Genomic DNA, 23195 nt, shown 5'->3' on the forward strand with positions numbered 1-23195 from the left:
TTCCATTATCAGGCAATAACTATTTGTGATTCTGACGTAGATACTCTGACATTCATGGGTATATCTATCCAAGCATGAATGCGCTTACCTGTATCTGGAGGTAGTACTTGAAAAACCATGGCATTATCTATCCAATCAAATGTCATGGCAGTATAATTTTCTGCACCTGCTACTGTTAAACTATAGGCTCCCGGACGTAGGGGTAAATCAAATTGGAACTCTATTTGGAGTTTACTACCTGGTTCTAACTTACCAATTACATGATTTTCTTCAAGAGTATTACTACCAATTAATTCGTTACCATTTTTATCACAAATAAAAAAGCCAACAATACACCCCTGTAAAGGAGTATATACTTGTAAATCAATAATTAATTTGACATTTTCATTAAAGGCAAAAATCGCTGTATCTCCTACCTCTTCACCCAGGTGATTCAGCATTATTACCTTTTCAATTAAAGCTTTTTGATTACCACGACGATGGGGCTGATTTTTTGCTACAGTGTATTGATGAATTGGTTCTGTTAGTGATTCACTTGTCGGTAGAATTCCTAACTCACTCTCTGTGACTAGTTTCATATATTGCATAATCACGCTATTCGCAGAACCTGAAGTGTAAATTTTACCTTCATTAATCATGACTGCGCTATTACATAATGTTTTAATCGCCCCAGAATCATGGGATACAAATAAAGTTGTCACCCCAGAATCCATCAGACTCCGCATTTTTCGCATACAGCGATGTTGAAAAACCACATCCCCCACAGCTAAAGCTTCATCAACTATCAAAATTTCTGGTTCCACATTGACTGCGACAGCAAATGCTAAACGGACAAACATTCCACTCGAATAGGTTTTAACTGGTTGATCAATAAAGTCACCAATATCAGCAAATCCAGCAATCTCATCAAATTTATCTGTAATTTCTGATTGACTTAAACCTAAGAGTTTGCCGTTAAAAAATACATTCTGTCTACCAGTGAATTCAGGATTAAATCCACTACCTAATTCTAAGAGAGCAGAGACTCTACCGCGAACTTTAACTATACCTGTTGTTGGTGTGAGTGTTCCGGCAATAATTTGTAACAAAGTACTTTTCCCGGAACCATTTCTGCCAACAATGCCAACAGTTTGTCCTTGATAAATTTCTAAATTAATATTTTTTAATGCCCAAAATTCATCACTAAGATGTTTTCCAGGCAAGAAAATTTCTTTCAGTCTATCTATAGGGTGAGAATAGCGTCGAAAACATTTAGATACGTTTTCGAGGGAAATAACGGTTTCGTCTCCCATTGGCATCAATTATTTTCTGGAAATCCCAAAGCATGAACTGTCACGCTTTGGGAAACTTACCTGAGGTATCGCTGCTATTTTGCCGGAATGTTCTCGTTTATCATAAGTGCTGCCTTGATAATTCGGGTTGCCATTTTGGCAGGATTTTTGGGGGCTAAATTTATCTAGATTTTTCCCCAATAGAACAAGAAACTATTATCATTTTCTGATGAATTTGGGAATTTTAAAAAATAGAAAATATGTAACTTCTGTCACAAAATCTCTATTTTGTTCCCAGAATTAAAACGAAAGATTAAGTTATTTCTATGAATTTATGATTAATTTTATAAAGTTAAAAATGAATTTCCATCTACTTTCAACTGTGCAAATAGCTTGTATGCTGCTTGGGGAAAAGGCTAGACTTTATCAGTAGCCAGTTGGATATAAATATTACAAGCAAAATTATCCAATTTTTATGGTTAAATTTAGTTGGCGCTTTCTGCAAATAAGGCATATTATATTTCTTGTAACAGCACAGATTCCGGTAAACGTTGATTCTTTGACTGTGCATTCACATCTATCTATGGTTTGAGCAAAATTCTCGCCCTTACCTCGAGGTAAACTGCCAAGTGTTGGGAATGTTCATGCTGACTACTCTAACGTGAGGGCAATTTCTGATATTGACAATTGACAAACTATGTAGTAGCGGCTTTAATCATGGGTGAAAAGGTGTTAGCGTCCCGGCAAAGAGAGTGGCTAACACCAGTAGCTAAACTATAGGGATAAAAAGATCATGCCACAAAATACTGAATACAAAGATTCGGCTGAGACAATTGGGACAGTAACTTATAAAAAGCGGCTGAATTCTTGGGCGATCGCGCGTTTACATCCTGAGAATCAAAAAAGTGTGATTGCGAGATTTCGCAGTCGTTCCGATGCGGATGGACATATGCAGCTATTACAGCAAATGAATCCAGATGCGGAATTCCTCTTAATTTATGATTTTCAGTAATTGTTCATTCTTCCAGAGTCATAGGTGCTGCATCTAACTCTCCACTGAGTAAACTTGCGTCATCTTTCCTGTCTTCCCTGGGGAAAATTTGGTGTTCACGAATTTCCACACCAGCTTCTACTAGACATTGTTCCCATCCATCCCTTGTACCAATCTGACTTTTGTTTTCCAGTAAACCTAAATCTACTTCCTGTTGTGTGAGTTGGAAAAACTCCTGATAGTGAGGATAACTAGGAGTCACAAAAGTTTCCTTGCGGTGCAATATCGGAGGATTCCGGTGATTTTTGTACCTGCGGCGCATAATTTCTCTCGTTTTCAGGTCTATACTGATACTTTCCTGTAATGCAGGATGGGCATCAGTATCAAAATCAGGATAGAAGAGATAGGAAATCCGTGATTCCTCGGTACTAAATTTGATTAAAGTCGCACCATCAACCCGCCCAATTGTGCGACTTCCGCAACTTTCATAGATGCGTAACAAGGGGTCAAGTTCTTGCAAGGCAGATGTATGAATATACAAAGCACCACGGGTGCGTTTACCAATTTTACTTTTGTCGCAGGTTTTTGCTACCACCCCCGGTGTACCCAGACTAAACAGCTTTTGATCGGCTATTTCGCAAGCTTCTTCATAATTGGCAAAAAATGCCTTAATGTCATGGCGCATTTCCATGGGTAATTGGGAAAATCTGGGGCGATGCTCAAAATGAGTCAGAGCCAGATAAACTATAGTATCTAAAGACCGACGGTAGGCGATCGCGTCCCATTCTGCCTCATCTGTAGCTTGTAGTACCACCGCAAAGGCTCGTCGCATAGTACCAAATTCTCGTAGTAAATCAGCTTCCTCTTCTAGTTCTCCTTTCACTGGCAACCGTCCACGACGAGTATAAAAATTCATCAATGGGCGTAATATTTCCGAGTAGTCCGCAAACCGTTTCACCGGGATACGAATACGCGGTGTGACTGCATTTGAGCAGAAACGTTGTGCCTTAAAAGCCTCCTGTTGCTCCCCATGGCGAAAGACAAAATAAATGCCTAAAGCTACAGGTACAGCATCTACTTGTAAAGTCTGATCAATATATTTTTTCAGTTCTTCCTGCTCATAATATTTCTGAAATGTGTTGTGACTCGTCACCACCCCATCCCCATAGGGGAGTAAGTTGCGAGTCGGTGCTTTCAGTAATACTTGCGCTGCTACAATTAAAACTTGCCGTGTTAAATCCCAAGCTCGAATCAAAGCTTGCTGTCGCTCTTCAGGATTTTCAATCACATTCAGAACATAGCCAAGATTCACCACATCTGCGGCGACAACTGGAACATCAGGATAGTAGTAAGGATCCCAACCGATACTTGCGGCTGCCACTGCTGCCACACGTTGTACATCTCCACCATGTCCGCAACCATAGTCAAAAAATGTGGTATCTTTACCAATCACAGCATAATCGATTGCCAATCGCACTGGACGGGAAATGTCAGTCCGAAACATGGCAGCTCGATGACGTTCAATTTCTAAATAGCTCTCAGACATTAGAGCGTTTGTAATTGCGAGAAAATCTAACTAAATTGTTATCGGCAATCAATCCCTAATAATATCTTTCAATCTTTTGTCCCTAGGGCAATCAAATCTTCAATTTTCTTGATATTTGGATCTCCTGCCAGGTAGCTAATGCCACGATGTAAATGTAAATTGAATTGCTCTGCCAGGGTTTGTTTATCTGTCTGCAAACCGTCATCATGACAGCGTTGTCTCAAAGCTAATACCAGTATATCGGATAGCTCTCCACCAAAAACCCGCCAAGTGATTTCCACATTGCTATCTAGTTTAATGGGTATAGGAGTCGGAGGTGTGACTTCCGCCAGAGAGCGACAAAATGCCCAACGACATAAAATATTCCACTGCTCAATTTTTGTGAGTCGCTTCAGCTTGATTAACTGGTCTTTGGCTGTTTGAGAAAGTTTGATACGCTCTAGGGGGGGTTCCATGGGAAAGTTTATACTAATTCAAAATTCAAAACTTAGAAAGCCAGACATCACAAGGGTTTAGGAATGTACATCTGTCCTAGGGGGAAAGGTTAAGGGAAATATTACCCATTACCCATCGTCCATTGCTAAATCACTAAAAACAATAGGACTGGAAATTCCAGTCCCGTGAATCATTTTATCGAAGTTCTTAAAATAATTGGGTTTACTTACGCGGTTTGCGCAATTTCTGCTTTTTCCGTCGTTTTTCTGTTGTTGCTACGGCATGATCTACCGGATAACCTACCACTGGAATGACTTGAAACTTGCGCTCCTCTTCCAATTGTTTTAATTCGGTGTAATCAACCCAGTGAATACAATCAACAGGACAAGTATCAATCGCTTCTTGAATGATTTCTTCCCCATCGCCATCTTGACGAATAACGCGCGATCGCCCATAATCCGGCTCAATATAAAAAGTATTCCGAGCTACGTGAGCGCAGTGTTTACAACCAATACAGGTGATTTCATCCACATACACGCCCTTCTGACGCAGGAAACCGCCTAATTCTGGTTCTAAACCTGAACGTTCGGAATCATCCCTCAAGAAACCACCCAACTCCGGTGCTAAACCAGAAGGGTTATCTTCCTGTTCTGGTGACGGAAGAAAGTCAGACATTACGCACTCCAGCGCTGTACAACTAAGCGAATTGAACCATCTTCATGATTCTGCTGTTCTGCAACTTGAAACCCTGCCCGTGTTGACTCTTTGACCACGGTATGGTATGCATAACGCTGGGTGACTTGGCGCAAAAAGCCTTCTACTGATAAATTTTGTTGCCAATACTGCAAATCAGCGACTAATTCGTACTCTTTACCGTTCCATTTAAAGCCGACATCGTAGCCATTATCTTGCTCGATAGTCACTTCTGCGGCATGGGTTTGTCCTCGATAACCACGTACTTCCCGTGGTCCCTGCTTCCAATCTACACCTAGGTCGGAAAGAGCGTCTTTCAAAGATTCAAGGTTACGGATCTGGGTCTTAATTTGGCTAAAATGTGACATGGTGGTTATACAAAAACTACACAGTATTTGAACAATGTCTGAAAACTTACCAGTCGCTGAAAGCTGTTTGTGTGTTTGCCACGCCAGATTGCTGTTGTACCTTGGCAGCGAAGAACTCTGAAGTTGGCTCCTGTGTCATTACTTGCCCTAACTGGGCTTCAATTGCGGCTGTAACCTCCGCGCAGGAAGCTCCTATAATGCCAGTAACTTTCTCTTGTACCCGACCATCTGGATAGATGATGAATTCTAGTGTCTCCATGGGCTGTACCAACCGTGAATAGTACGCTGTAAATGTACTGCTCTAGCAAAAGGCTACAAAAATATAGCTTTCAGGATTAGCATTTTCCCTTAGCTACAAACTTGCCATTTGTTAACTAATGTTCCATTACTCAAAATATATATCTCAGAATCTTTACAAAAATTATCTTTTTTATTAGGCAGCACATCTGTTATCTGTAAGTTTCTCTTAACCTAATCCATAAGTCAAGGTCAGGTTTTTCCGTGATGGGATGGCAAGAAAATCTGCCAAAATCCATGAAAGCTAAGACTCAGAAGCTTTTTAAGCCTATTTGTCTAGTAAAATTATTGAAACTCTTTATCATTACTATTGGCAGTAAATTTATTAAGTAAGTATTAAGTCTGTGGGGGGAATGCAGAAATACGGATTTTTTGTCTACTTCGTCATCTTCAGCTTCCACCGACAACACCGCTTTGCAAGTGGACGTGAAAGGGATTTTTAAGCTAAAGTTGTAATGAGTTTGTTTTAGCATCAGCTAGTAAAAACCCCATTGTTGACCCATCAAACAAGTCTCTTTTGTGGTCTGTGACGTTCGTAACAGGCAAAGTCTCAGTCCAGATGCAAATATAGATACAGGTAATGAATGCGTAGATATATAAAATAATAAATAAACATTCAAAAGCAAAAATTACTTCAGCACTTAACAAACATTCATATGCAAACGCAGGAAATATCCACCAAACCGATTCGCTCTTTAGAAGATGCCCTTGATAGGTGTCAGAATCTGGGTATGCGTGTCAGTCGCCAACGTCGTTTCATTTTAGAATTGTTATGGCAGGCAAATGAGCATCTCTCTGCTAGGGAAATTTATGATCGCCTGAATTTAGATGGTAAGGCGATCGGTCACACTTCTGTGTATCAAAATTTAGAAGCTTTATCGACCCAGGGTATTATTGAGTGTATTGAGCGTTGCGATGGACGTTTATACGGTAATATCAGTGATTCCCACAGTCATGTTAACTGTATTGATACCAATCAGATTCTAGATGTGCATATCGAGTTACCGGAAGATTTAATCAAATATGTGGAATCACAGACTGGTGTGAGAATCACTGACTATAGTATTAATTTTTACGGTTATAAACAAAAGCCCTAACTTATCCGAAGACAGTTTCATCATCAGCGTAGTCACTGGTGGCAGATTCAGCTTCTGCGTCTATACCTATGTCTGATGATGCTTCCCCTTCAACACTCTCCATGATTCCCATACCTTGTGTGTTTACCCAAGTGAGGGCATTATCTGTATTCTCTGGTAAGTTGCGTTCAGAGGGTTGAGATAATAGCTGTTTGATGGTTTGATATTGCTCAAGGTCAAAAATTGCCCCATTGAGGATAGTAGTTTCGCGGTTTTTGTCATCAATGATGACTTGAAACAGGCAGGCATTGGTTAAATTAGTTGTATTCAGATTCGCTTCTGCTAAATTAGCATAACTGAGATTGGCACCACTTAAGTTAGCTTGATGTAGGTTAGCTCCGCGCAGATTCACCCCTACTAAGTTGGCATTTATTAACTGAGCTTTTTCTAGGTTTGCTCCTACCAAATTAGTATCACGTAAATCAGCATTAGTTAAATTGCTGTGTTGCAGATTTGCGTAATTGAGGGCAACTTGGGATAAAGAGATTTTAGGCAGTTGTAGATAACTTAAGCATTGGTAAAGGGTTTGGCTGACAGAGTTTTGATTGGGAAAAATCAAGATTTTTGTTATCAGAATAGATAAGGCTTGGGGATGGAACTCTGTCACTTTCTCTGGCATACCACAGGGATAAAAGGGTTGCTTGATTTGCTGATGAATCACACAGAGTATCATAAAGACATTGAGACCAACTGCGGCGTTGATTTGCTCAATATTTAAAGAATTTCTCTGACTCTGAAAACTACGCCAAGCATTATGTGCCATCCCTTCATCTAGCCAGCGACTACGGCAATGGGCATACCAAAATGGTAAGAGTTGCTGAGAGAGTAATTGCAACAAGGATGGAGAATTTTTTTCTTGATATAACCCTTCGGTAATTAATGCCAGAATTTGTGGACTCAGAACTCCATAACCCAATAAATTATATAATCTTTGAGCAAATTCCCCTGGAGCATCTATGAGAAAAACCTCTTCACTATAGGAATTAAAACGTAGTTGAGTCAGCTGCTTGAGGTGATGAATAATAGCTTGGGCGCAGAGATATTCTCCTAAGAGAGCGTGGGCAAATTCTGTTTTGATTAACTCATTTTTTGTCCTTACTTGATGTCTGGGAAAAATATGGCTTACCTGCTCAAATACCAGGGAGCGGAAATAGAAAGGTGGAAGAGATGTTCCTTCAGCAACCTGAATACTATGGGTATGACTCTGTAGTATTGCCAAAGCAACTGCTTGCATTTGGGTGAAAATTTCTTGGGGGTGTTGGTTTTGGAGTAAATTGGCGATCGCCTCTGGTGTACGGTGAATGTGACTACAACCAGGACGCATTAACATAGTACTGGCTCCTCCAGTTTGGGGATATCCCAATAACCAACGGGTTAATCTTTGGTAAATTTCCCACAACAGTGCAGCAGAAGACTGATGTTGTCGAGCTAGTACGATCTGGAAAATTTCCTCATCTAACAAACCGTCACGATGTAAGACACCCAAGAAAAATAGCATTAATGGTTGTCGTACTAAGGTAGATATTTGCGGAAAACGGGAATTAGCTAAAAATATTCCCCCTTGCTTGAGGAATAAAAAAAAGTTTTGTGCTATTGAAATAGATTGGATTTTTGTCCACTGTTGAAACCAGTTTTTCAGTTCATCTGGTTCTAGGGGTTGGATAGTTATACGTCTGACTGGTAAAGAAATTTCGGCACAAATGGCATTTAAATCACCCAAACGACTGGTAATCAGAATTTTGTGACGCAACTGAGACTGTAAAGCTTGTAATTGCTGCAAGAATACAACCTTTGCCCGTTCCCCGTAACCACTGGGTGGCAATTCATCCCAACCATCCAGGATTAAAATACAAGGAGGGTGATCGAGTTCCAGCCAAGTAGCTAAGTCAGTCAAGCTACTACCTGTAAATGCCGAGTTAAGAGTATCTGTTAAACTACTGCCATACGTAATATCTCTGAGGCGAATATATATTGGCATCCAATGGGGGTATAGATGTTGGGCAATATGTGCTGCCCAAGTCTGGCAAAAAGAGGTTTTACCATAACCTGCTGCCGACTCAATCACCGCGATCGCCTTCTCGTCCTGTTGCTGCACCCATGTGATTAAATCTACTGCGGTATTCTGCGCCTCCTCTGGTACTCCCCGTAATGGGATATAGATATCTTTCAGAGCAAAATATTCTGTAAATAGGGGTTCTGACTGACTAGTAAGTAAACTTGCTCGGTAACGCTCCCGACAGAGAAAAATTTTATCTGCGGTAGGGGTATTCACAGATGTACTGGAATTGCCCATTCCAACTTTCCCGACAGCAGTACTGCTAACATCCCGCACCGCTAAACCGACAAATTTTTGTAACTGCGCTAAAGGTGCAGCATTTTCGGCGATGACTGCCAATAAATGCCCATATAAGGAATGATTCAAACGCTGGGTAATTAATTTTGCTTCCCCTTCCTCCGCACCGTTGGCAATAAACCAAGCGACAGCAGCATTATTGATTTGTTGTACAAGTAAGGAATTGCTGACTTGAGACAAAGCTTGCTCTGCCTGGGTATCAGTAATTTTACTAGGTGATAGAGTTTTTAAAAATGCTTGTAATTGCACGTCGGATAGGGGTCGCACAGATGCGGGGGAAAAAACCATTGCCCGATCCAACCAAACTCTGTGCAAACTCAACTCTTGCTCTAGAACTTGACGCAAACCACGCAGGTAGGCGATTTGGAAAGCTAACCAAGTCCCTTCATTGCGCTTTAGGGGCTTCTTATGGCTAAAACTGCGCAATAAACCTGCCGTCAGTTCGGCGATCGCCATCATCTCCGGTTCCACAGCACCAAGAGGTAATTCCAATACCTCAACCAAAGGACAGACATCAAAGGGAATCAGACTCTTCACTTCCATGTCTTGAGCGATACGAAAGGCAACCCCGGCTATTTGTCCTGGGGAAAATGCTTGAATTTGAGAAGCTTCGATGTGATTTTCTGTAAGCCAATGACGAATACTCAGGTTCATTTAATTACACAGTCAATCTGTCCACCGCACTTATCATTTATACTGCCAAAATTGGTTATTGTATGGAAGATATGCAAAATTTCTAGGAACAATATAGGCATAGACAGAGGAAAATACTTGTAATTTCTCATTTTTGATTCTATGAGCGATCGCCCTCTTAAGGTACTTTTAATGGAGCAAGATGCAATTTTTCGTCTTGGTTTTAAAGTAGCCTTGGAAAGATTCTCTGATATCCAAGTCGTATCAGAGGCAGAAAACCAAACTAGAACCCTAGAAATCCTCGCAGAACTATTTCAACAAGATTCCCCAGCAATCAACCTGATTGTCCTGGAATTAGGATTCCTGACTCAATCTGCTGGGTTACAATTTTGCCGTCAACTGACAGAACAGTATCCCCAGCTACCCGTCCTCCTTTTGAGTTCCTTACAAGACCAGAAGTTTTTAGAAAACATCAAAAATACTGGTATTGCTGGATACTGCCCTAAGGGTACACCAGTATCTAATTTAGTGACTATTATGCGATCGCTACTGGTGGGTGGTAGTTATTGGTTTATTCCTCAGATAGAATCTTCCCTTCCTGCCAAAAAAAATCTAGGAATTAGTCAATTTTTGACAAACCTCGGTTTATCTGGAGATTCCCAAATCAATGAAAATTTGCAGAGAGTCTCCACTCAATTACAGCAACCGGGATTATCGTTACTGGAAAAGGCAATTCTTGCAGGACAAAGAAGAGAACTTCTCACTTCCCGTTGGTTGGTAAATCATCTTTTTCCCCCATCCCCTGGGGATACAGGAAATACCCCCTCCTCTCCTGGCAATTCATCAGAAATTACTCTGCCACCCCATCCCCCAATTGATAACTCTGCGTTGCTGAGTCCCCGGGGTTTACAAGCTCAGATATTCACATCATGCATTCATAAATTACAGTTTTCTCTAGAAAATCTCAGCGATATTGCTTTAGAAATTGATATCTTACGAGAAGATAAAAAAAGAGAATTACTTTATATTATTATTCAGAAATTCACTGACAGCTTAGATGCTTTACGTGATGCAAATATGACATCTGCGGAAGTATCAACAATGCACATCAAGGTACTAACGGATATTTGGCAATCAACAATCACGGAATTTTTTGGCAAATTTGCGCAAATTAAAATTAATCAGCAAAATATTGCCATTACTCCTATCCTGCTGCAAAGTCAATCTACTGTTCAAGAATCGATTTTACTGCGAATTCCTTTTTTACTTGAACTCTATAATTACTTATTATTTCAGGAAGCACTGAGAATTGATAATGCTATTTATCCACCATATAGCTTAGAAGCTCAAGAATATGCAGAAATCATTCTCGAAAATTTCTTAATTCAAACGGCAAATTCTGTCATCCAACCTCTCTTAAACTATTTAGCAGATGTAGAAGAAATTAAATATAATTTCTATGACCGTCGCTTAATTTCCACAAGAGAAATTGAAAAGTTTCGCAATAACCTCTCTTGGAAATATCGCATACGCGATTATATTGATGAACCGAGGTCAATTTTTGAAAGTCGTTATGATATATTTGTCTTTTCCTTTCGAGGGATTGCCAAAACTGCCATCTATGCACCTCGAAACCAAGAACTATTATCCCTATCAGGTATTCCTTTAATTGTGACCTTAGGTTTAGAATTTGGGGACGCGATCGCCCCCCGATTAAAATCCCTCCTATCCTTGCTAGGTAACGGTGTCGTCTTCCTACTTACCCAAGTTGTGGGACGGGGTTTAGGGTTAATTGTCCGGGGAATCCTGCAAGGAATGGGGAATGTTTCATTTCTAGATCGCAAGAAGTAACTGTAGGGATGCGATACATCGCATCTCTCGAAATTATACCAATTCACGCAAGTGCTGATACAAATAAAGCAGGTTCTTCATTAAATGTTATGCCAAACTATTAGTTAAACATCAAAATTTGCTTTTAAATATCGCTCGTGAAGAGGCCTTTTTTAGCCAAGAAATCCGTCAACTTTTTTATGGGCAAGGAAAACAAACTTATCGGATTTTTTTACGCTTCTTGATGACCAGCCTCTTCCTACTGTGAGAATTTTACACACTCGTCATGGGTCATAACAGATAATTGGCGAGCCGGAGGTAGAAGATTCATCATTGTGGTATAATTATCTGTAACTCGATTTAATGAATTCGTTATGAAAATCCAACAAATTATCGAGCGTGAAGGTATCGTTCATAGCGACCCGGAAATTATGAGCGGAGTCCCTGTATTTGTTGGTACACGGGTTCCCCTACAAACTTTTTTCGATTACCTAGAAGGTGAATCAGGTTTAGCTGAGTTTCTTGAAGATTTTCCTCATTTAAAAACAGCAGCATTACAAGTTTTGGAAACTATAGCGAAAGCTATGTTAGTAGAGCAGGAGCGTGAAACTAGTGCTGATTCTGCTTGATGAAAATCTACTCAGTAAAAAGTTGAAAAAACCTTTTCTAGATACAGGATATACCGTACAAAACGTCGAGGATATGGGCTGGCGAGGGACAAAAGATAGGGAGCTTTTAGCGATGGCAAATGCTTTCCCATTTGATGTTTTCATTACATCTGATAAAAACTTGCCATATCAGCAAAATTTGCGAAATCTAGCGTTGCGGGTTGTGGTAATCAATGCCAGTAGCACCCGTCCCGATCGCCTACTACCTTTAGTAATACAAATTATCCCTCTGTTACCATCTTTAGTTCCTGGCTCCATCACCTTGATTGATGATGCGGGTAATGTAACCCCTTTTAATCCAAGCAATACATGACTTTTCTAAATCAACAGATTGAAGGGCGATCGCTTACGCAGATTTATCAGTTCGCGGAACAATAAGTGCGATCGCAAATTCACAAACTGATGCCAATTATCTGAACAATTACCTACTAGTCTTACTACATCACCATACACAGGGTAAGCGCATCTAATTTTGTAGTTCTTGATACAGACAAAAAGCTTAAAAGTCTAATTGAATATCAATTTTTCATTGAAAATAGGATAAATTACCGTAAATGGCTGAAAAACATGGTTCAAATGGCTTTTTATGTTTTTAAACCATACAAAAACTAAAATATCAATCCCACGCTTTGGTCTAGCGTAGTAATTTTGAGCTTATTTGTGCCTTATGATGAACCCCAAAACTACCGTGTCGATAGGGTTTGAGATGCACTTACCCTAGGTAAAGAAAATAAAGGGAGAGGAGCATCCACACTCCTTTTTCTCTCCCCCTATTAAAAATCAATATAGTAATCCGATATCTCCTATTCCCGATTACCTAAACCATACAAGCCATAAAATCAGCACGTAACTGTTTTTCATTCAAATTACGACCAATAAATACTAGCTCGTTTTTGCGGGTTTCATCCTCTTTCCAAGGGCGATCAGGTTTACCTTCAAATATCATATGTACACCTTGGAAAACATAACGGTCTTCTTCCCCATCAATATGTAAAATACCCTTCATCCGGAAAATATCTGGACCTTGAACTCGCAATAATTCTGATATCCAACTATTTAACTTATTACCATCCAAGGCTCCAGATTCCACAATTGCTATGGAATAAACAGTTTCATCATGTTCGTGATCATGAGCGTGTTCATCCAAAAAATCGGGTTCAATTTCCAGGGTTCGCTCTAAATCAAAAGCTTTCACACCCAATAGTGCATCCATTCCTAATTCGGAATTGCGAGTGCGATAAACTTTTGCCATCGCATTCATTCCCCGAATCCGTCTTTCTAATTCTTCTAGGATTTCTGGAGCCACTAAATCGATTTTATTTAACAAAATTACATCGGCAAAGGCAATTTGTTCCTGTGCTTCATCGGATTCCCAATGTTGCCAAATATGTTTAGCATCTACCACCGTGACAACTGCATCTAGCTCTAATTGCTCACGCATATCCTCATCGACAAAAAATGTCTGAATTACGGGAGCAGGGTCAGCTAAACCCGTAGTTTCAATCACTAAATGGTCAAATTTATTGCGACGTTTCATTAAATTGCCGATAATTCGCATTAAATCGCCTCTGACTGTACAGCAAATACAGCCATTATTCATTTCAAAAATTTCTTCATCAGCATCAATTACTAGCTGATTATCTATTCCCACTTCCCCAAATTCATTGACAATGACAGCAACCTTTTTGCCATGCTCATAGGTAAGAATATGATTGAGCAAAGTTGTTTTTCCTGCTCCCAGATAACCAGTCAGAACCGTAACGGGAATTGTCTGAGATATTGTGCTATTAACCATATTTGAGATTCCTTAGGAAAAATAATTTACAGGATTTGCTAAATGCTCACATTCTCAGATTTTCAAGTAGTAGAAACTGTTCTCAGAAAAGGCAAAATAGCATTAGCTACCCTTTCTGGATATTCTTCGTGCATTCCTAATGTACCGGGAAGAATTATACTCTCTACCCCTGGTAAATCAGCAAATGCGTCCATTTCCGCACGGGATTTTGGGGGTGCAGATTCCGGAATAATTACAAGTAATGGTAACGATAAATTCTTACCTAGGGCTAAAAATTCATCTCGACTTTCCACTGGATCGAGAGTTCCTGTGACAAAGGATGCTGGAGCAAATCTGGCGCCGGATTTTTGTGTATTTTGCCACTTATGTTGGATAAACTGGGGTGTGAGCTTGCTTTTATCCACATAGACATGACGACCATACATCCAGGAGAGAAAAGCAGGTAAGGTATTGAGTTTATAAAGCAATTGTCCCAAAATGGGCGATCGCACTAATTCCCTCACAAAACCTGCTATCTCTGTACTTGCTCCCATTGTCCGTAGGGGACCTCGCCAGGTTGGCGCTACTAAAACTATCTGTGAAAATACTGATGGATTTTGCTGTGCCAGCTTTAAAACGTATCCCGCACTGTGACCAGCAGCAATGATACCTATGGGAGTCTTGAAAGTATTAGTAACAAAATTGACAATAAACTCTTGATAAAAATCAGGATTGTAATTGACATAGGGACGAGCAGAATCACCAAAACCGGGAAAATCGGCGATCGTCACCTGAAAATTGCCAGATAAAAGTTTGCCGAGGGTAGCTACTTCTTCTCGCATCGAAACTGTGCTAAAAGCTGGAAGTAATAATAACGGCATTCCTTGACCTAGGGTTTCATAAATGACGGTGATTTGTTGATTTTGCCACTGCCACTGGTATTGTTGAATCTCACCACCTAAATTATTCATTGTCACCCCTTACCTAACATTCTTCACACTCCAATGCCTTTTTCTGCATGGTTTTAAAGATATTGTAGAAACCGTTGGCACGGGAGGGAGTTAAACTCATGTTTAAACCCGTTTCTTGGATAAAATCAGGAGTGAGTTGGGTAATTTGTGCAGGAGTCAGTCCATTCAAACCTTCCATGAGTAAGCCGACTAAGCCTTTTGTCAGCTGAGAATCGGAGTCACCTTGATAAATTACCCGATCTTCCTCCAAATGAGCGGTAACATACACCTGGGAAACGCAACCTGGTACTTTGTTTTCCGGTGTTTTATCTACTTCTGGGAAGTCTTTTAACTTCTGACCATACCAAATTAACTGTTCGTAGCGACTTTTTTGGTCTGTGGCACGTTGGAAGCGTTTAACAATTTTTGCTAGGTTCGCTGGTAGGGAATCTATCGTAGAGGTCATACTCGCAGTAACTTACTGAATACCATCATTTTGAGTTTAGATGATTTTGAGGGCGATCGCTGTCTGGAATTAGAAGTCAGAAATGTCAAAAAGAGGAAAAGGGGTAGGGGGGAAGACCGGGACAGAGCTTGGACTCCTCCCCCTATAAGCAGTAAACCCTAACCAATCCAAGACAACGATTATGGGTAAATACAGGAATTTTCAAAAGGGCGATCGCTCCCCTGCATAAACCCAACATCCCTAACGTCCATATCATCACAAGCAAAAAACACATACTAGAAAAAACATCATGACTTTCTCTAAATCTAATCTCAACCTGCTGCCAGAATCTCTGTTTACAGAATTGACCGCAGACCAAACTCAAATGCTCGAAGGTGGCAAGCGGATTACGATTCTGCTCGTTCAATGTATCAAGGCTGGCAATGGTTCTGACAAGCTGTTCTTCACCATTAATGGTCAGAATGTTCAGTTCGGTCGCACGATCGATATACGGACTGGCGGTGTCGCTAATGTTGGCGTGGCTGAGAACTTCGACGGCACAGCGCGAGTTCGCTTGTTCGATAAAAATGATGGTTCTCTGGGCAGTTTTAGTGCCTCTAGCAATGGCACACAAACTCGGCGCGTTAGCGGTGGTGGCTCTACCTACGATGTGACGTACCGGGTTACAAATTAACCAGCGATCGTCACCCTAGCAGTCCGTCCTAGCCCTTAAAAGGGGGAACCAGAGATAGCTCAAAGTTCCCCTTTTTATGGCAATCTTCCGCTCGATTCGGCAAAGCCGACGCTGTGCCTACGGCGGGCTAAACGCCAACGCGAACGGAGTCATGACAAGTTTACGAGTTAATCGCTCATTGATTTTGTCCGATCTCCACAAATCAACTCACCATTTACTCAGGAAAAAACATCATGACTTTCTCTAAATCTAATCTCAACCTGCTCCCAGAATCTCTGTTTACAGAATTGACCGCAGACCAAACTCAAATGCTCGAAGGCGGCAAACGGGTTATTATCTCGAAGATTACATGTATTAAACCCGGCGATCTTGATGGTACTGACGAATTGTTCTTCAGGATTAATGGTAAGGATTTAGGGCGAAATAATCCGCTCAAGATGAGTGCTGGTACAACCAGAAATGTTTCTGTGATCGCAGACACATTCGATACTCTCGGCTTCCGCATTCAATTGTTCGATGCGAAGAATGATGGAGGTGTTTTGATGGTGGGCAATATGTCCGTCAGTGGCATTTCCGGTGATTTTCTCCGGCGTACTAAGTTTAGCGGTGGTGTGTACGATGTGACCTACAGCGTTACTAACTAGTTATTTTAGATGCGATCGTCACGCTTGCAATTGCCCCTAACTCTCTTAAAAACATAGATTTGGGGCGATCGCAACTTTATCTTTATTCCCTTCATCTTTCCCCACTCCCATGCGTTATCCTCTCATTCTCCAACAATCTGAAGAAGACTGCGGTGCTGCCTGCCTCGCCACCGTTGCTAAATTCTATGGTCGCAACTTCAGCATCGGTCGCATCCGCGAACTGGCAGGCACTCGATCGCGCGGCACTAGTATGCTCGGACTCGGACGGGGGGCAGAATCTCTCGGCTTCCAAGTGCGCCACGTCAAAGCGTCTCCTCAACTTTTAGCTAATCTGGCACAGGTACCGTTGCCTGCGATCGTCCATTGGAAAGGCTATCACTGGGTCGTCCTCTACGGCAAAAATCGCCGCAATCGATATATTGTTGCCGATCCTAGTATTGGTTTGCGCTATCTCAGTGAGGCGGAATTGATGTCGGGTTGGACGAATGGGGTGATGCTGTTGCTCTCGCCGACGGAGACGTTTTACCAACAGACGGAAGACAAGCAGACAGGGTTTAGCAAGTTTGTCAAACGGGTGTGGCCCGATCGAGGTTTGTTGGTGCAAGCGATCGCTTTAAACGTTGTCATTGGGTTACTGGCATTGGCTTCGCCGTTGATGATGCAGTTGTTGACGGATGATGTGTTGGTGCGGGGCGATACGCAATTACTGCTGATAGTGGCTTTGGGTGTGGTGGGGATGACGCTGATTCGGAGTGTAATTAATCTGATTCAAGCGCAGTTAATTGGCTATTTTGGGCAACGATTACAGATGGGATTGGTGCTGGAATATGGACATAAACTATTGCATTTGCCTCTGTCCTATTTTGAAGGGCGACGCAGTGGGGAAGTGGTGAGCCGGATTGCGGATGTGTCGGCAGTGCATTCATTGGTGGCGCAGTTAGTGTTAGGTTTACCCAGTCAGTTTTTTATTGCAGTGGTTTCGTTAGCGTTGATGCTGTTTTATAGTTGGGAGTTAACTATTGCCTCCACAGCAATGTTTGCGGTGCTGGTGGGAGTTAATTTTCTGTTCTTACCAGCGATTCGGCAGAAGACTCGCAATCTCATTATTCAAGGTACTGAAAATCAGGGCTTTCTCGTCGAAACCGTGCAAGGGGTTCAGGTACTAAAAACCACCCCAGCGATTACTCAGGCTTGGCAGGAATATCAAGCGAATTTCAGTCGGCTGGCGCATTTGGAGTGGGGAACGATGAAACTGGAACTCTATAGCGGCACAGTGACGGGCATTTTATCGAGTTTGGTAAGTGTCGGGCTGTTGTGGTTGGGCAGTTATTTAGTAATCAGTCAGCGTTTGAGTGTCGGACAGTTGTTGGCTTATAGCGGCATGAGTGGGAATTTTTTTGGGTTCTTATTAGCCGCGATCGGAATTGTGGATGAGTTCATTCGCGCTCAGGTGATTTTGCAACGCTTGGGTGAGGTGATGGATGCAACTCCAGAAGACGCGCCAGATGCCCACAAGCCTTGGGTGGAGTTGTCTGCGACGGCAGATATTGATTGTGAGAAATTGCGGTTCCATCATTCGGGGCGGGTAGATCTGTTACAGGATTTGGATTTGACGATTCCTGGTGGAGGTATGACAGCGTTAATCGGTCGATCGGGTTGTGGCAAAAGTACGTTAGCGAAATTGCTATCAGGCTTATACCAACCGCAGTCGGGCAATATTCGGTATGGGATTTATGATCGAGGCGATCTGGCGTTAGATTGTTTGCGTCAGCAGGTGGTATTGGTGCCCCAAGATGCCCATTTTTGGAGTCGATCGATTATTGATAATTGCCGCTTTAGCTATCCCGATGCGAGTTTTGAGCAGATCGTGAGAGCTTGTGAGATTGTGGGGGCGGATGAGTTTATCGAGCAATTGCCAGACAAGTATCAAACGGTGTTGGGTGAGTTTGGGGCGAATCTGTCGGGAGGGCAGCGGCAACGGCTGGCGATCGCGCGGGTGTTGTTAGCCAATCCAGCGATTTTGATTTTGGATGAATCCACATCGGCACTCGATCCGGTGAGTGAGGCGATGTTATTGGAACGGTTGCGACAGCATCGGTGGAGGCAGACGACGGTGCTAATCAGTCATCGTCCGCAGGTAATTGGGGCTTGCGATTGGGTGGTGATGCTGGAGCAGGGGCAGGTCGTGAGTCAAGGAACACCGGAGGAATTGCGGCGGCGTGAGGGATTACATCGATCGTTTTTGACCCCGGAATTGGCGTTGATACCGTAGGGACGATCGAAAAGCAGGATCTAGTAGCTCTGTAGCTAAAACTCCTTTGTTTAAGACTGACTGTATTTAAGACGGGGCTTAAATTGCCATCTTAAATATAACCTTCTGCCTTCGTTAACAAATTAGAGGTGAATTTTATGACATCCAATGCATTACCCAACTTCCACTTAAACGCTCTTCTACCAACCCTCAGCCCGTGGGCGCGGTTTGGGAGCCTTGGTGTAGTGGCTTTGATCGGAGGCGCGATCGCCCTCACGACCAAAATTCCCTATCGCAGCACAACCCAGGCGAATGCGATCGTCACTCCCAATCGCACCATTCAAGCACTCGTTCCCGCCGAATCGATTAACCAAATCACAACCGATCGAGTTGCTCAAATGCGCGTTACAGCTTGCCCTTATGGGGAGTTTGGGACATTAAAAGGGCAGGTAACAACGATCGCCACCCAACCTGTGATGGTGACCGATTCGATTCCGCACGGCGGACGCTACGCGAACGTGACACAGTTTAGCCAACCGACGTTATATACGGTGACGATTCAACCCCAGGCTTTGGTCTTAACGCAAGCGGCAAAATCCTGCCCCGTGAGGGTGGGAATGCAGGGTCAGATCGATATTGTATTACGAGAGGAGTCGCTCGCGCGATCGGTTTTACGTCGGTTGCGGCTGGATGGGACGTAAGATCGTCTGTCATTATCAGTAAATCAAAAAGTTGCTCCCCCTGCTAGAAAGCTCCCTTCCCCTATGCCTCTTCTGGTCAACGGAATGGGTTTTAGGGTTACGACTACTGATACCTTTGTGTCTCGTTAACCATTTACTTTAACAAAATCAATATAAATATATATATCTAAATACAAATTTTTATTACAGATTTGTCGGCTGCAAATTTTTATCCTGGGAGCAAGGTCTCAAATCAGGAAATAGTAAGGATTGTTCTGGGTAATTGACTTAGTATAGGTTTCTTTAGATGCCAAGTATTAGTTATTCTTAGCCGAGGTGAGATGTTAACTAATATATGAAGTATGTAAAATAAATGTTAACTATTAATGCAAAATCAAGATTTATATTGTTTATTTTTGGTAAGAAGTTTACATGGTATTTTCAATCAATTAATTCAGGTTTCGGGAGAAAATCAAGTGTTGACAACCTCCTTACTCGCAGCCACAGCCGCAACAACACCCCTACAGTGGAGTCCAACAGTAGGGATTATTATGATCATCTGCAATATTGTGGCGATCGCCTACGGCAAAAATACTATCCAGCAGCCCAGCTCTGAGCCCGCCCTACCATCATCACAATTCTTCGGTGGTTTTGGTGCGCCAGCTTTACTTGCTACCACTGCTTTTGGTCATATCCTCGGTGTAGGCGTAATTCTTGGTCTACACTACGTTGGAAGAATTTAGTCTATCCCCCAGGGGAACTGGATATGTAGGCATGAGGTAAATCAAGGAGAATTCCTGTGTTTGCCGTCACTTTAATATCTTCATACCTATTGTCTAATTCCAGTTTCTCCTAGGTTGATAGTTGATATTTCACAAATTTGCATTTCTCGGCATTTATTCTGCCAACCACAGACATAAGTCGGGAATAATTCCTCGATTGCCAGCGATTTTCGATGATTCTTTTGTCTCCTGTTGCAGCCAGAAAATTATTCTCTGGCTGTTTTTTTGTGCTTTTAGGGCAAGGAGTACGTCAAACAGGTATTTGTGCAGCACCGTGCAATTGACGCACAGCATTAATACAAACTACACAATCACAACCAAATAACTTAATTGCCTCCTCACTTTCTTGATCAGAGAATTCTAATTCATTCCCTGTGGGAGCGACATTAGCTTGCTTAAACTCTACAGTTGTTTGCGCCACGGTAGGATTATTCGCAACTCGTTCACAGACTAATTTCCGAGTTGCTGAGTGGGGGGAGTCAACACAAGCTAAGTGAGTGCCATTCAAGTTATTCTCACTGGCACGGGCAGGATGTGTCATCACCACCATTGATATCATCGATGCAAACAAAACAGGGCTAGAAAGCAATTTGAGAGCGAATTTTCTGTTCATTTACTTAGTTAAAAGTATTAAGTTACAAAAGGTACGGTTATGTATTCTTTCACTGCAATGGATTGATGCTCAGTCAATTCGACATAATCGACATAATCAACATAATGTTTATGCACCGCACCCTGATAATTCCTGAAAGATTAGCCACGATTTTAGCAAAGTATATCAGGGGACAGGTAAGAGGGAATAGGGGGAGAAAGTAGGGAATGAAGAGAAAATCACTAAGTAGCCAGGTTTAATCAAAGGTAGGATGTGTCAGGCGTAGCCGTAACGCATCAAAGTCTTCTTCTCCATGGGTTATGCTTTGCTAGCCCATTCTACAAAGGTTTTATATTTAATTGCACCTTCCTACTTATTACCCTTCCCTTAACCCTTTAACCTTAACCGCGAACTCTGCAAAAATTCTAACCTGTTGCTAAAGCTGTTTTGACTACCTGACAAAGGACAAAGTTCCCATTTCCCGATTTCAGAAACCCGCTTTCTGACTACCTTACGGATAAAGCTTCGCTAAAGCGTCGAGTCACAGGTTCCATGATAAATGTCAATACCGACTTCTTGCGAGTCACAATTTCCCCATTGGCGACCATGCCTGGTGTAAATTGCACTTCCTTACCTCGTACAACTACGGAATGCTTCTTGAGCTTAATCCGGGTGGGGAAAACCAAACCTAACTCTTTGTCAGTAATAGCGTTGGGACTTACCTGCACCACTTCACCCTCAATTGTGCCAAACTCCTGAAAAGGAAATGTTGCCATTTTGACTTTAGTTCTCATGCCCTCACGGATGAACCCAATGTCACGGTTAAGGACTTTGACTTCTAGCATGAGTTCTTCGCCATCAGGCAAGATTGATAATAGTTCTTCCCCGGCTTGAATTGGTCCTTTTGTGGCTTTAACTCGGTAAATTGTCCCAGCTACTGGGGCTTCGATGGTTTCTAATTGCCGTTGTTTTTGCGCTTGTTCGAGTTGCCCTTGAATGGTTGTCAAGTCTTCCTTACGCTTATTCATCTGGGTGATAATGTCGCTGCGACGTTCCGAGAGAATGCGTTCGGCTTGGTTTTTGGCGGAGAGGTATGCTGCTTGGGCTTGGCGAATTTCTTGGATTTGGGCTGCGATATCCTTTTCGTAGGATGTGACTTTATCCTGAGCTTCGGTGATTTTGTTCTGAGAATTCACAATATCATCTTTGGCTCTGGTGAGTTCTGCATTGGCGCGGTTGAGTCTATCCTGGGCTTCCAGATAGTCTACACGGGGAACGGCACCGGAACCTTGGAGAGAGCGTAGAGCAGTTTCTCGACTTTGGGCGATCGCCAAGTTTTTCTCATATTTTCCCTGGAGATTTTGGGAATTTGCTAAGTTAGCTTGGGCGTTGGTGAAGCTAATTTTGGCGTTTGCCAAGTTTTCTTGCAGACGGGTTAAACGGACTTTAGCTTGATTAATCAGTGCTGCTTGGCGGTTTGCCTCTGCTTCTGCTGCTGCTTGTTTGCTGCGGTAATCCTGTAAGCGGGCATTTAATAATTCATCTTGAAGTTCCGTACCGGCGCTGGTTGCTCCTGTGCGCTCCGCATCTAAACGGCGAATATCTTCTTGAATTAATTTGCTGGATTTAGTTAACCGAGCAACATCGGTTTGTTGTAATTCGGGATCTCGTTCGACGATGATTTGCCCCTTTTTGACGCGATCGCCTTCCTTCGCCAGTACCTTTAAAATTGTGCCATTTCCGAGGGCAGTGACTGGACGTACCTGGGAAGTGGGAATCAATTCACCGCCAGCAGTGGCGACTTCCTCTATTTCTGAAAAATATGCCCAGGCGATCGCCCCAAATACCAAGGCGCTGATAGTGCCTGCTAATAATCTTGTATATAAAGGTGGTAACTCCTGAACTGCTTTCCCTAATTCATAGGATAATTGCTCATCTGGGCGGGCAAATTTTTGTTTTGTCTGCCGAGCCTGAGCTGCATTTGCTGATAAGGAATATCTCATAGGGTTTGATTTGGGAGATTTGACTCGTAAGTATTAATAGACTCAGTTGCCGAAATGCTTCCATTGGTTGGGGCAATATTACTCACAAGTGATTTGTGATATTAAACTAAAAACACAGAAAATTGTGTACTTTTAACCACTTCTCTCCCAATATATTCC

The 23195-nt window shown here is 42.2% G+C and carries 22 protein-coding genes; 10 read left to right on the forward strand and 12 right to left on the reverse strand.

Features of this window, described 5'->3' with window-relative positions:
* Positions 1-8: 8 nt before the first annotated feature.
* Positions 9-1292: an ABC transporter ATP-binding protein gene (locus IJ00_RS14325; RefSeq protein WP_035159065.1), complete on the reverse strand. Its 1284-nt coding sequence runs from the start codon at positions 1290-1292 to the stop codon at positions 9-11.
* A 772-nt stretch (positions 1293-2064) separates the two neighbouring features.
* Here IJ00_RS14325 and IJ00_RS14330 point away from each other — a divergent pair.
* Positions 2065-2283, forward strand: a complete 219-nt coding sequence (locus tag IJ00_RS14330) for a hypothetical protein (protein ID WP_035154065.1) — start codon at positions 2065-2067, stop codon at positions 2281-2283.
* A gap of 4 nt (positions 2284-2287) precedes the next feature.
* Here the strand turns inward: IJ00_RS14330 and IJ00_RS14335 are convergent, their stop codons facing one another.
* From IJ00_RS14335 to IJ00_RS14355, 5 genes are all read right to left on the reverse strand, one after another.
* A complete protein-coding gene (locus IJ00_RS14335; RefSeq protein ID WP_046814821.1) occupies positions 2288-3808 on the reverse strand; it encodes a DNA phosphorothioation-associated putative methyltransferase in 1521 nt (506 codons plus the stop codon).
* A gap of 68 nt (positions 3809-3876) precedes the next feature.
* Positions 3877-4263 carry a DNA sulfur modification protein DndE gene (gene dndE / locus IJ00_RS14340; RefSeq protein ID WP_035154067.1) on the reverse strand — a complete coding sequence of 129 codons (387 nt, stop codon included), beginning with the start codon at positions 4261-4263 and terminating at the stop codon, positions 3877-3879.
* Positions 4264-4465: 202 nt separating this feature from the next.
* Positions 4466-4918 carry a ferredoxin gene (locus IJ00_RS14345; RefSeq protein WP_035154069.1) on the reverse strand — a complete coding sequence of 151 codons (453 nt, stop codon included), beginning with the start codon at positions 4916-4918 and terminating at the stop codon, positions 4466-4468.
* Entirely contained in the window at positions 4918-5304 is a 387-nt protein-coding gene (locus tag IJ00_RS14350; protein WP_035154071.1) for a DUF1257 domain-containing protein, read from the reverse strand. The genes IJ00_RS14345 and IJ00_RS14350 overlap by 1 nt, the downstream gene beginning before the upstream one ends.
* A 46-nt stretch (positions 5305-5350) precedes the next feature.
* A complete protein-coding gene (locus IJ00_RS14355) occupies positions 5351-5563 on the reverse strand; it encodes a DUF2997 domain-containing protein (protein WP_035154073.1) in 213 nt (70 codons plus the stop codon).
* Between the two features lie 694 nt (positions 5564-6257).
* Here IJ00_RS14355 and IJ00_RS14360 point away from each other — a divergent pair.
* Positions 6258-6698 (forward strand): Fur family transcriptional regulator, encoded by a 441-nt coding sequence (locus tag IJ00_RS14360; protein WP_035154075.1) that lies wholly within the window; start codon positions 6258-6260, stop codon positions 6696-6698.
* Between the two features lies 1 nt (position 6699).
* Here IJ00_RS14360 and IJ00_RS14365 read toward each other — a convergent pair whose 3' ends face one another.
* Positions 6700-9744 (reverse strand): pentapeptide repeat-containing protein, encoded by a 3045-nt coding sequence (locus IJ00_RS14365; RefSeq protein ID WP_035154077.1) that lies wholly within the window; start codon positions 9742-9744, stop codon positions 6700-6702.
* 141 nt (positions 9745-9885) lie between these two features.
* On the opposite strand from IJ00_RS14365, the gene IJ00_RS14370 reads away from it, so the two are divergent.
* From IJ00_RS14370 to IJ00_RS14380, 3 genes are all read left to right on the forward strand, one after another.
* Entirely contained in the window at positions 9886-11574 is a 1689-nt protein-coding gene (locus IJ00_RS14370) for a DUF3685 domain-containing protein (protein WP_035154079.1), read from the forward strand.
* Between the two features lie 353 nt (positions 11575-11927).
* Positions 11928-12182: a DUF433 domain-containing protein gene (locus IJ00_RS14375; RefSeq protein ID WP_035154081.1), complete on the forward strand. Its 255-nt coding sequence runs from the start codon at positions 11928-11930 to the stop codon at positions 12180-12182.
* Positions 12166-12534: a DUF5615 family PIN-like protein gene (locus tag IJ00_RS14380; protein WP_035154083.1), complete on the forward strand. Its 369-nt coding sequence runs from the start codon at positions 12166-12168 to the stop codon at positions 12532-12534. Before IJ00_RS14375 ends, IJ00_RS14380 begins: the two co-directional genes overlap by 17 nt.
* Before the next feature lie 504 nt (positions 12535-13038).
* Here the strand turns inward: IJ00_RS14380 and IJ00_RS14385 are convergent.
* From IJ00_RS14385 to IJ00_RS14395, 3 genes are all read right to left on the reverse strand, one after another.
* The gene (locus IJ00_RS14385) at positions 13039-14016 is read right to left on the reverse strand and encodes a GTP-binding protein (protein WP_035154085.1); all 978 of its coding nucleotides are present in this window, start codon (positions 14014-14016) and stop codon (positions 13039-13041) included.
* Positions 14017-14078: 62 nt separating this feature from the next.
* Positions 14079-14966: an alpha/beta fold hydrolase gene (locus IJ00_RS14390; RefSeq protein WP_035154087.1), complete on the reverse strand. Its 888-nt coding sequence runs from the start codon at positions 14964-14966 to the stop codon at positions 14079-14081.
* Positions 14967-14979: 13 nt separating this feature from the next.
* The gene (locus IJ00_RS14395; RefSeq protein WP_035154089.1) at positions 14980-15411 is read right to left on the reverse strand and encodes a SufE family protein; all 432 of its coding nucleotides are present in this window, start codon (positions 15409-15411) and stop codon (positions 14980-14982) included.
* A 289-nt stretch (positions 15412-15700) separates the two neighbouring features.
* Between IJ00_RS14395 and IJ00_RS14400 the strand changes: the two genes are divergently transcribed.
* The 5 genes from IJ00_RS14400 (at position 15701) to psaK (ending at position 20402) form a co-directional block, all read left to right on the forward strand.
* Positions 15701-16084: a hypothetical protein gene (locus IJ00_RS14400; RefSeq protein WP_035154091.1), complete on the forward strand. Its 384-nt coding sequence runs from the start codon at positions 15701-15703 to the stop codon at positions 16082-16084.
* Between the two features lie 233 nt (positions 16085-16317).
* Entirely contained in the window at positions 16318-16728 is a 411-nt protein-coding gene (locus tag IJ00_RS14405; RefSeq protein WP_035154093.1) for a hypothetical protein, read from the forward strand.
* 109 nt (positions 16729-16837) lie between these two features.
* A complete protein-coding gene (locus IJ00_RS14410) occupies positions 16838-19000 on the forward strand; it encodes a peptidase domain-containing ABC transporter (RefSeq protein ID WP_035154095.1) in 2163 nt (720 codons plus the stop codon).
* 137 nt (positions 19001-19137) lie between these two features.
* On the forward strand, positions 19138-19680 hold the full coding sequence (locus IJ00_RS14415; protein ID WP_035154097.1) for a hypothetical protein: 543 nt from the start codon (positions 19138-19140) through the stop codon (positions 19678-19680).
* A 455-nt stretch (positions 19681-20135) separates the two neighbouring features.
* Positions 20136-20402: a photosystem I reaction center subunit PsaK gene (psaK, locus tag IJ00_RS14420; protein WP_035159068.1), complete on the forward strand. Its 267-nt coding sequence runs from the start codon at positions 20136-20138 to the stop codon at positions 20400-20402.
* 289 nt (positions 20403-20691) lie between these two features.
* Here psaK and IJ00_RS14425 read toward each other — a convergent pair whose 3' ends face one another.
* Together IJ00_RS14425 and IJ00_RS14430 are read right to left on the reverse strand one after the other, a co-directional pair.
* Positions 20692-21054 (reverse strand): hypothetical protein, encoded by a 363-nt coding sequence (locus IJ00_RS14425; protein WP_052754461.1) that lies wholly within the window; start codon positions 21052-21054, stop codon positions 20692-20694.
* Positions 21055-21539: 485 nt separating this feature from the next.
* Positions 21540-23036, reverse strand: a complete 1497-nt coding sequence (locus IJ00_RS14430) for an HlyD family efflux transporter periplasmic adaptor subunit (RefSeq protein ID WP_035154100.1) — start codon at positions 23034-23036, stop codon at positions 21540-21542.
* Positions 23037-23195: the final 159 nt, after the last annotated feature.

It is taken from the genome of Calothrix sp. 336/3, assembly GCF_000734895.2.
In the GTDB taxonomy this organism is placed as follows: Bacteria; Cyanobacteriota; Cyanobacteriia; order Cyanobacteriales; family Nostocaceae; genus 336-3.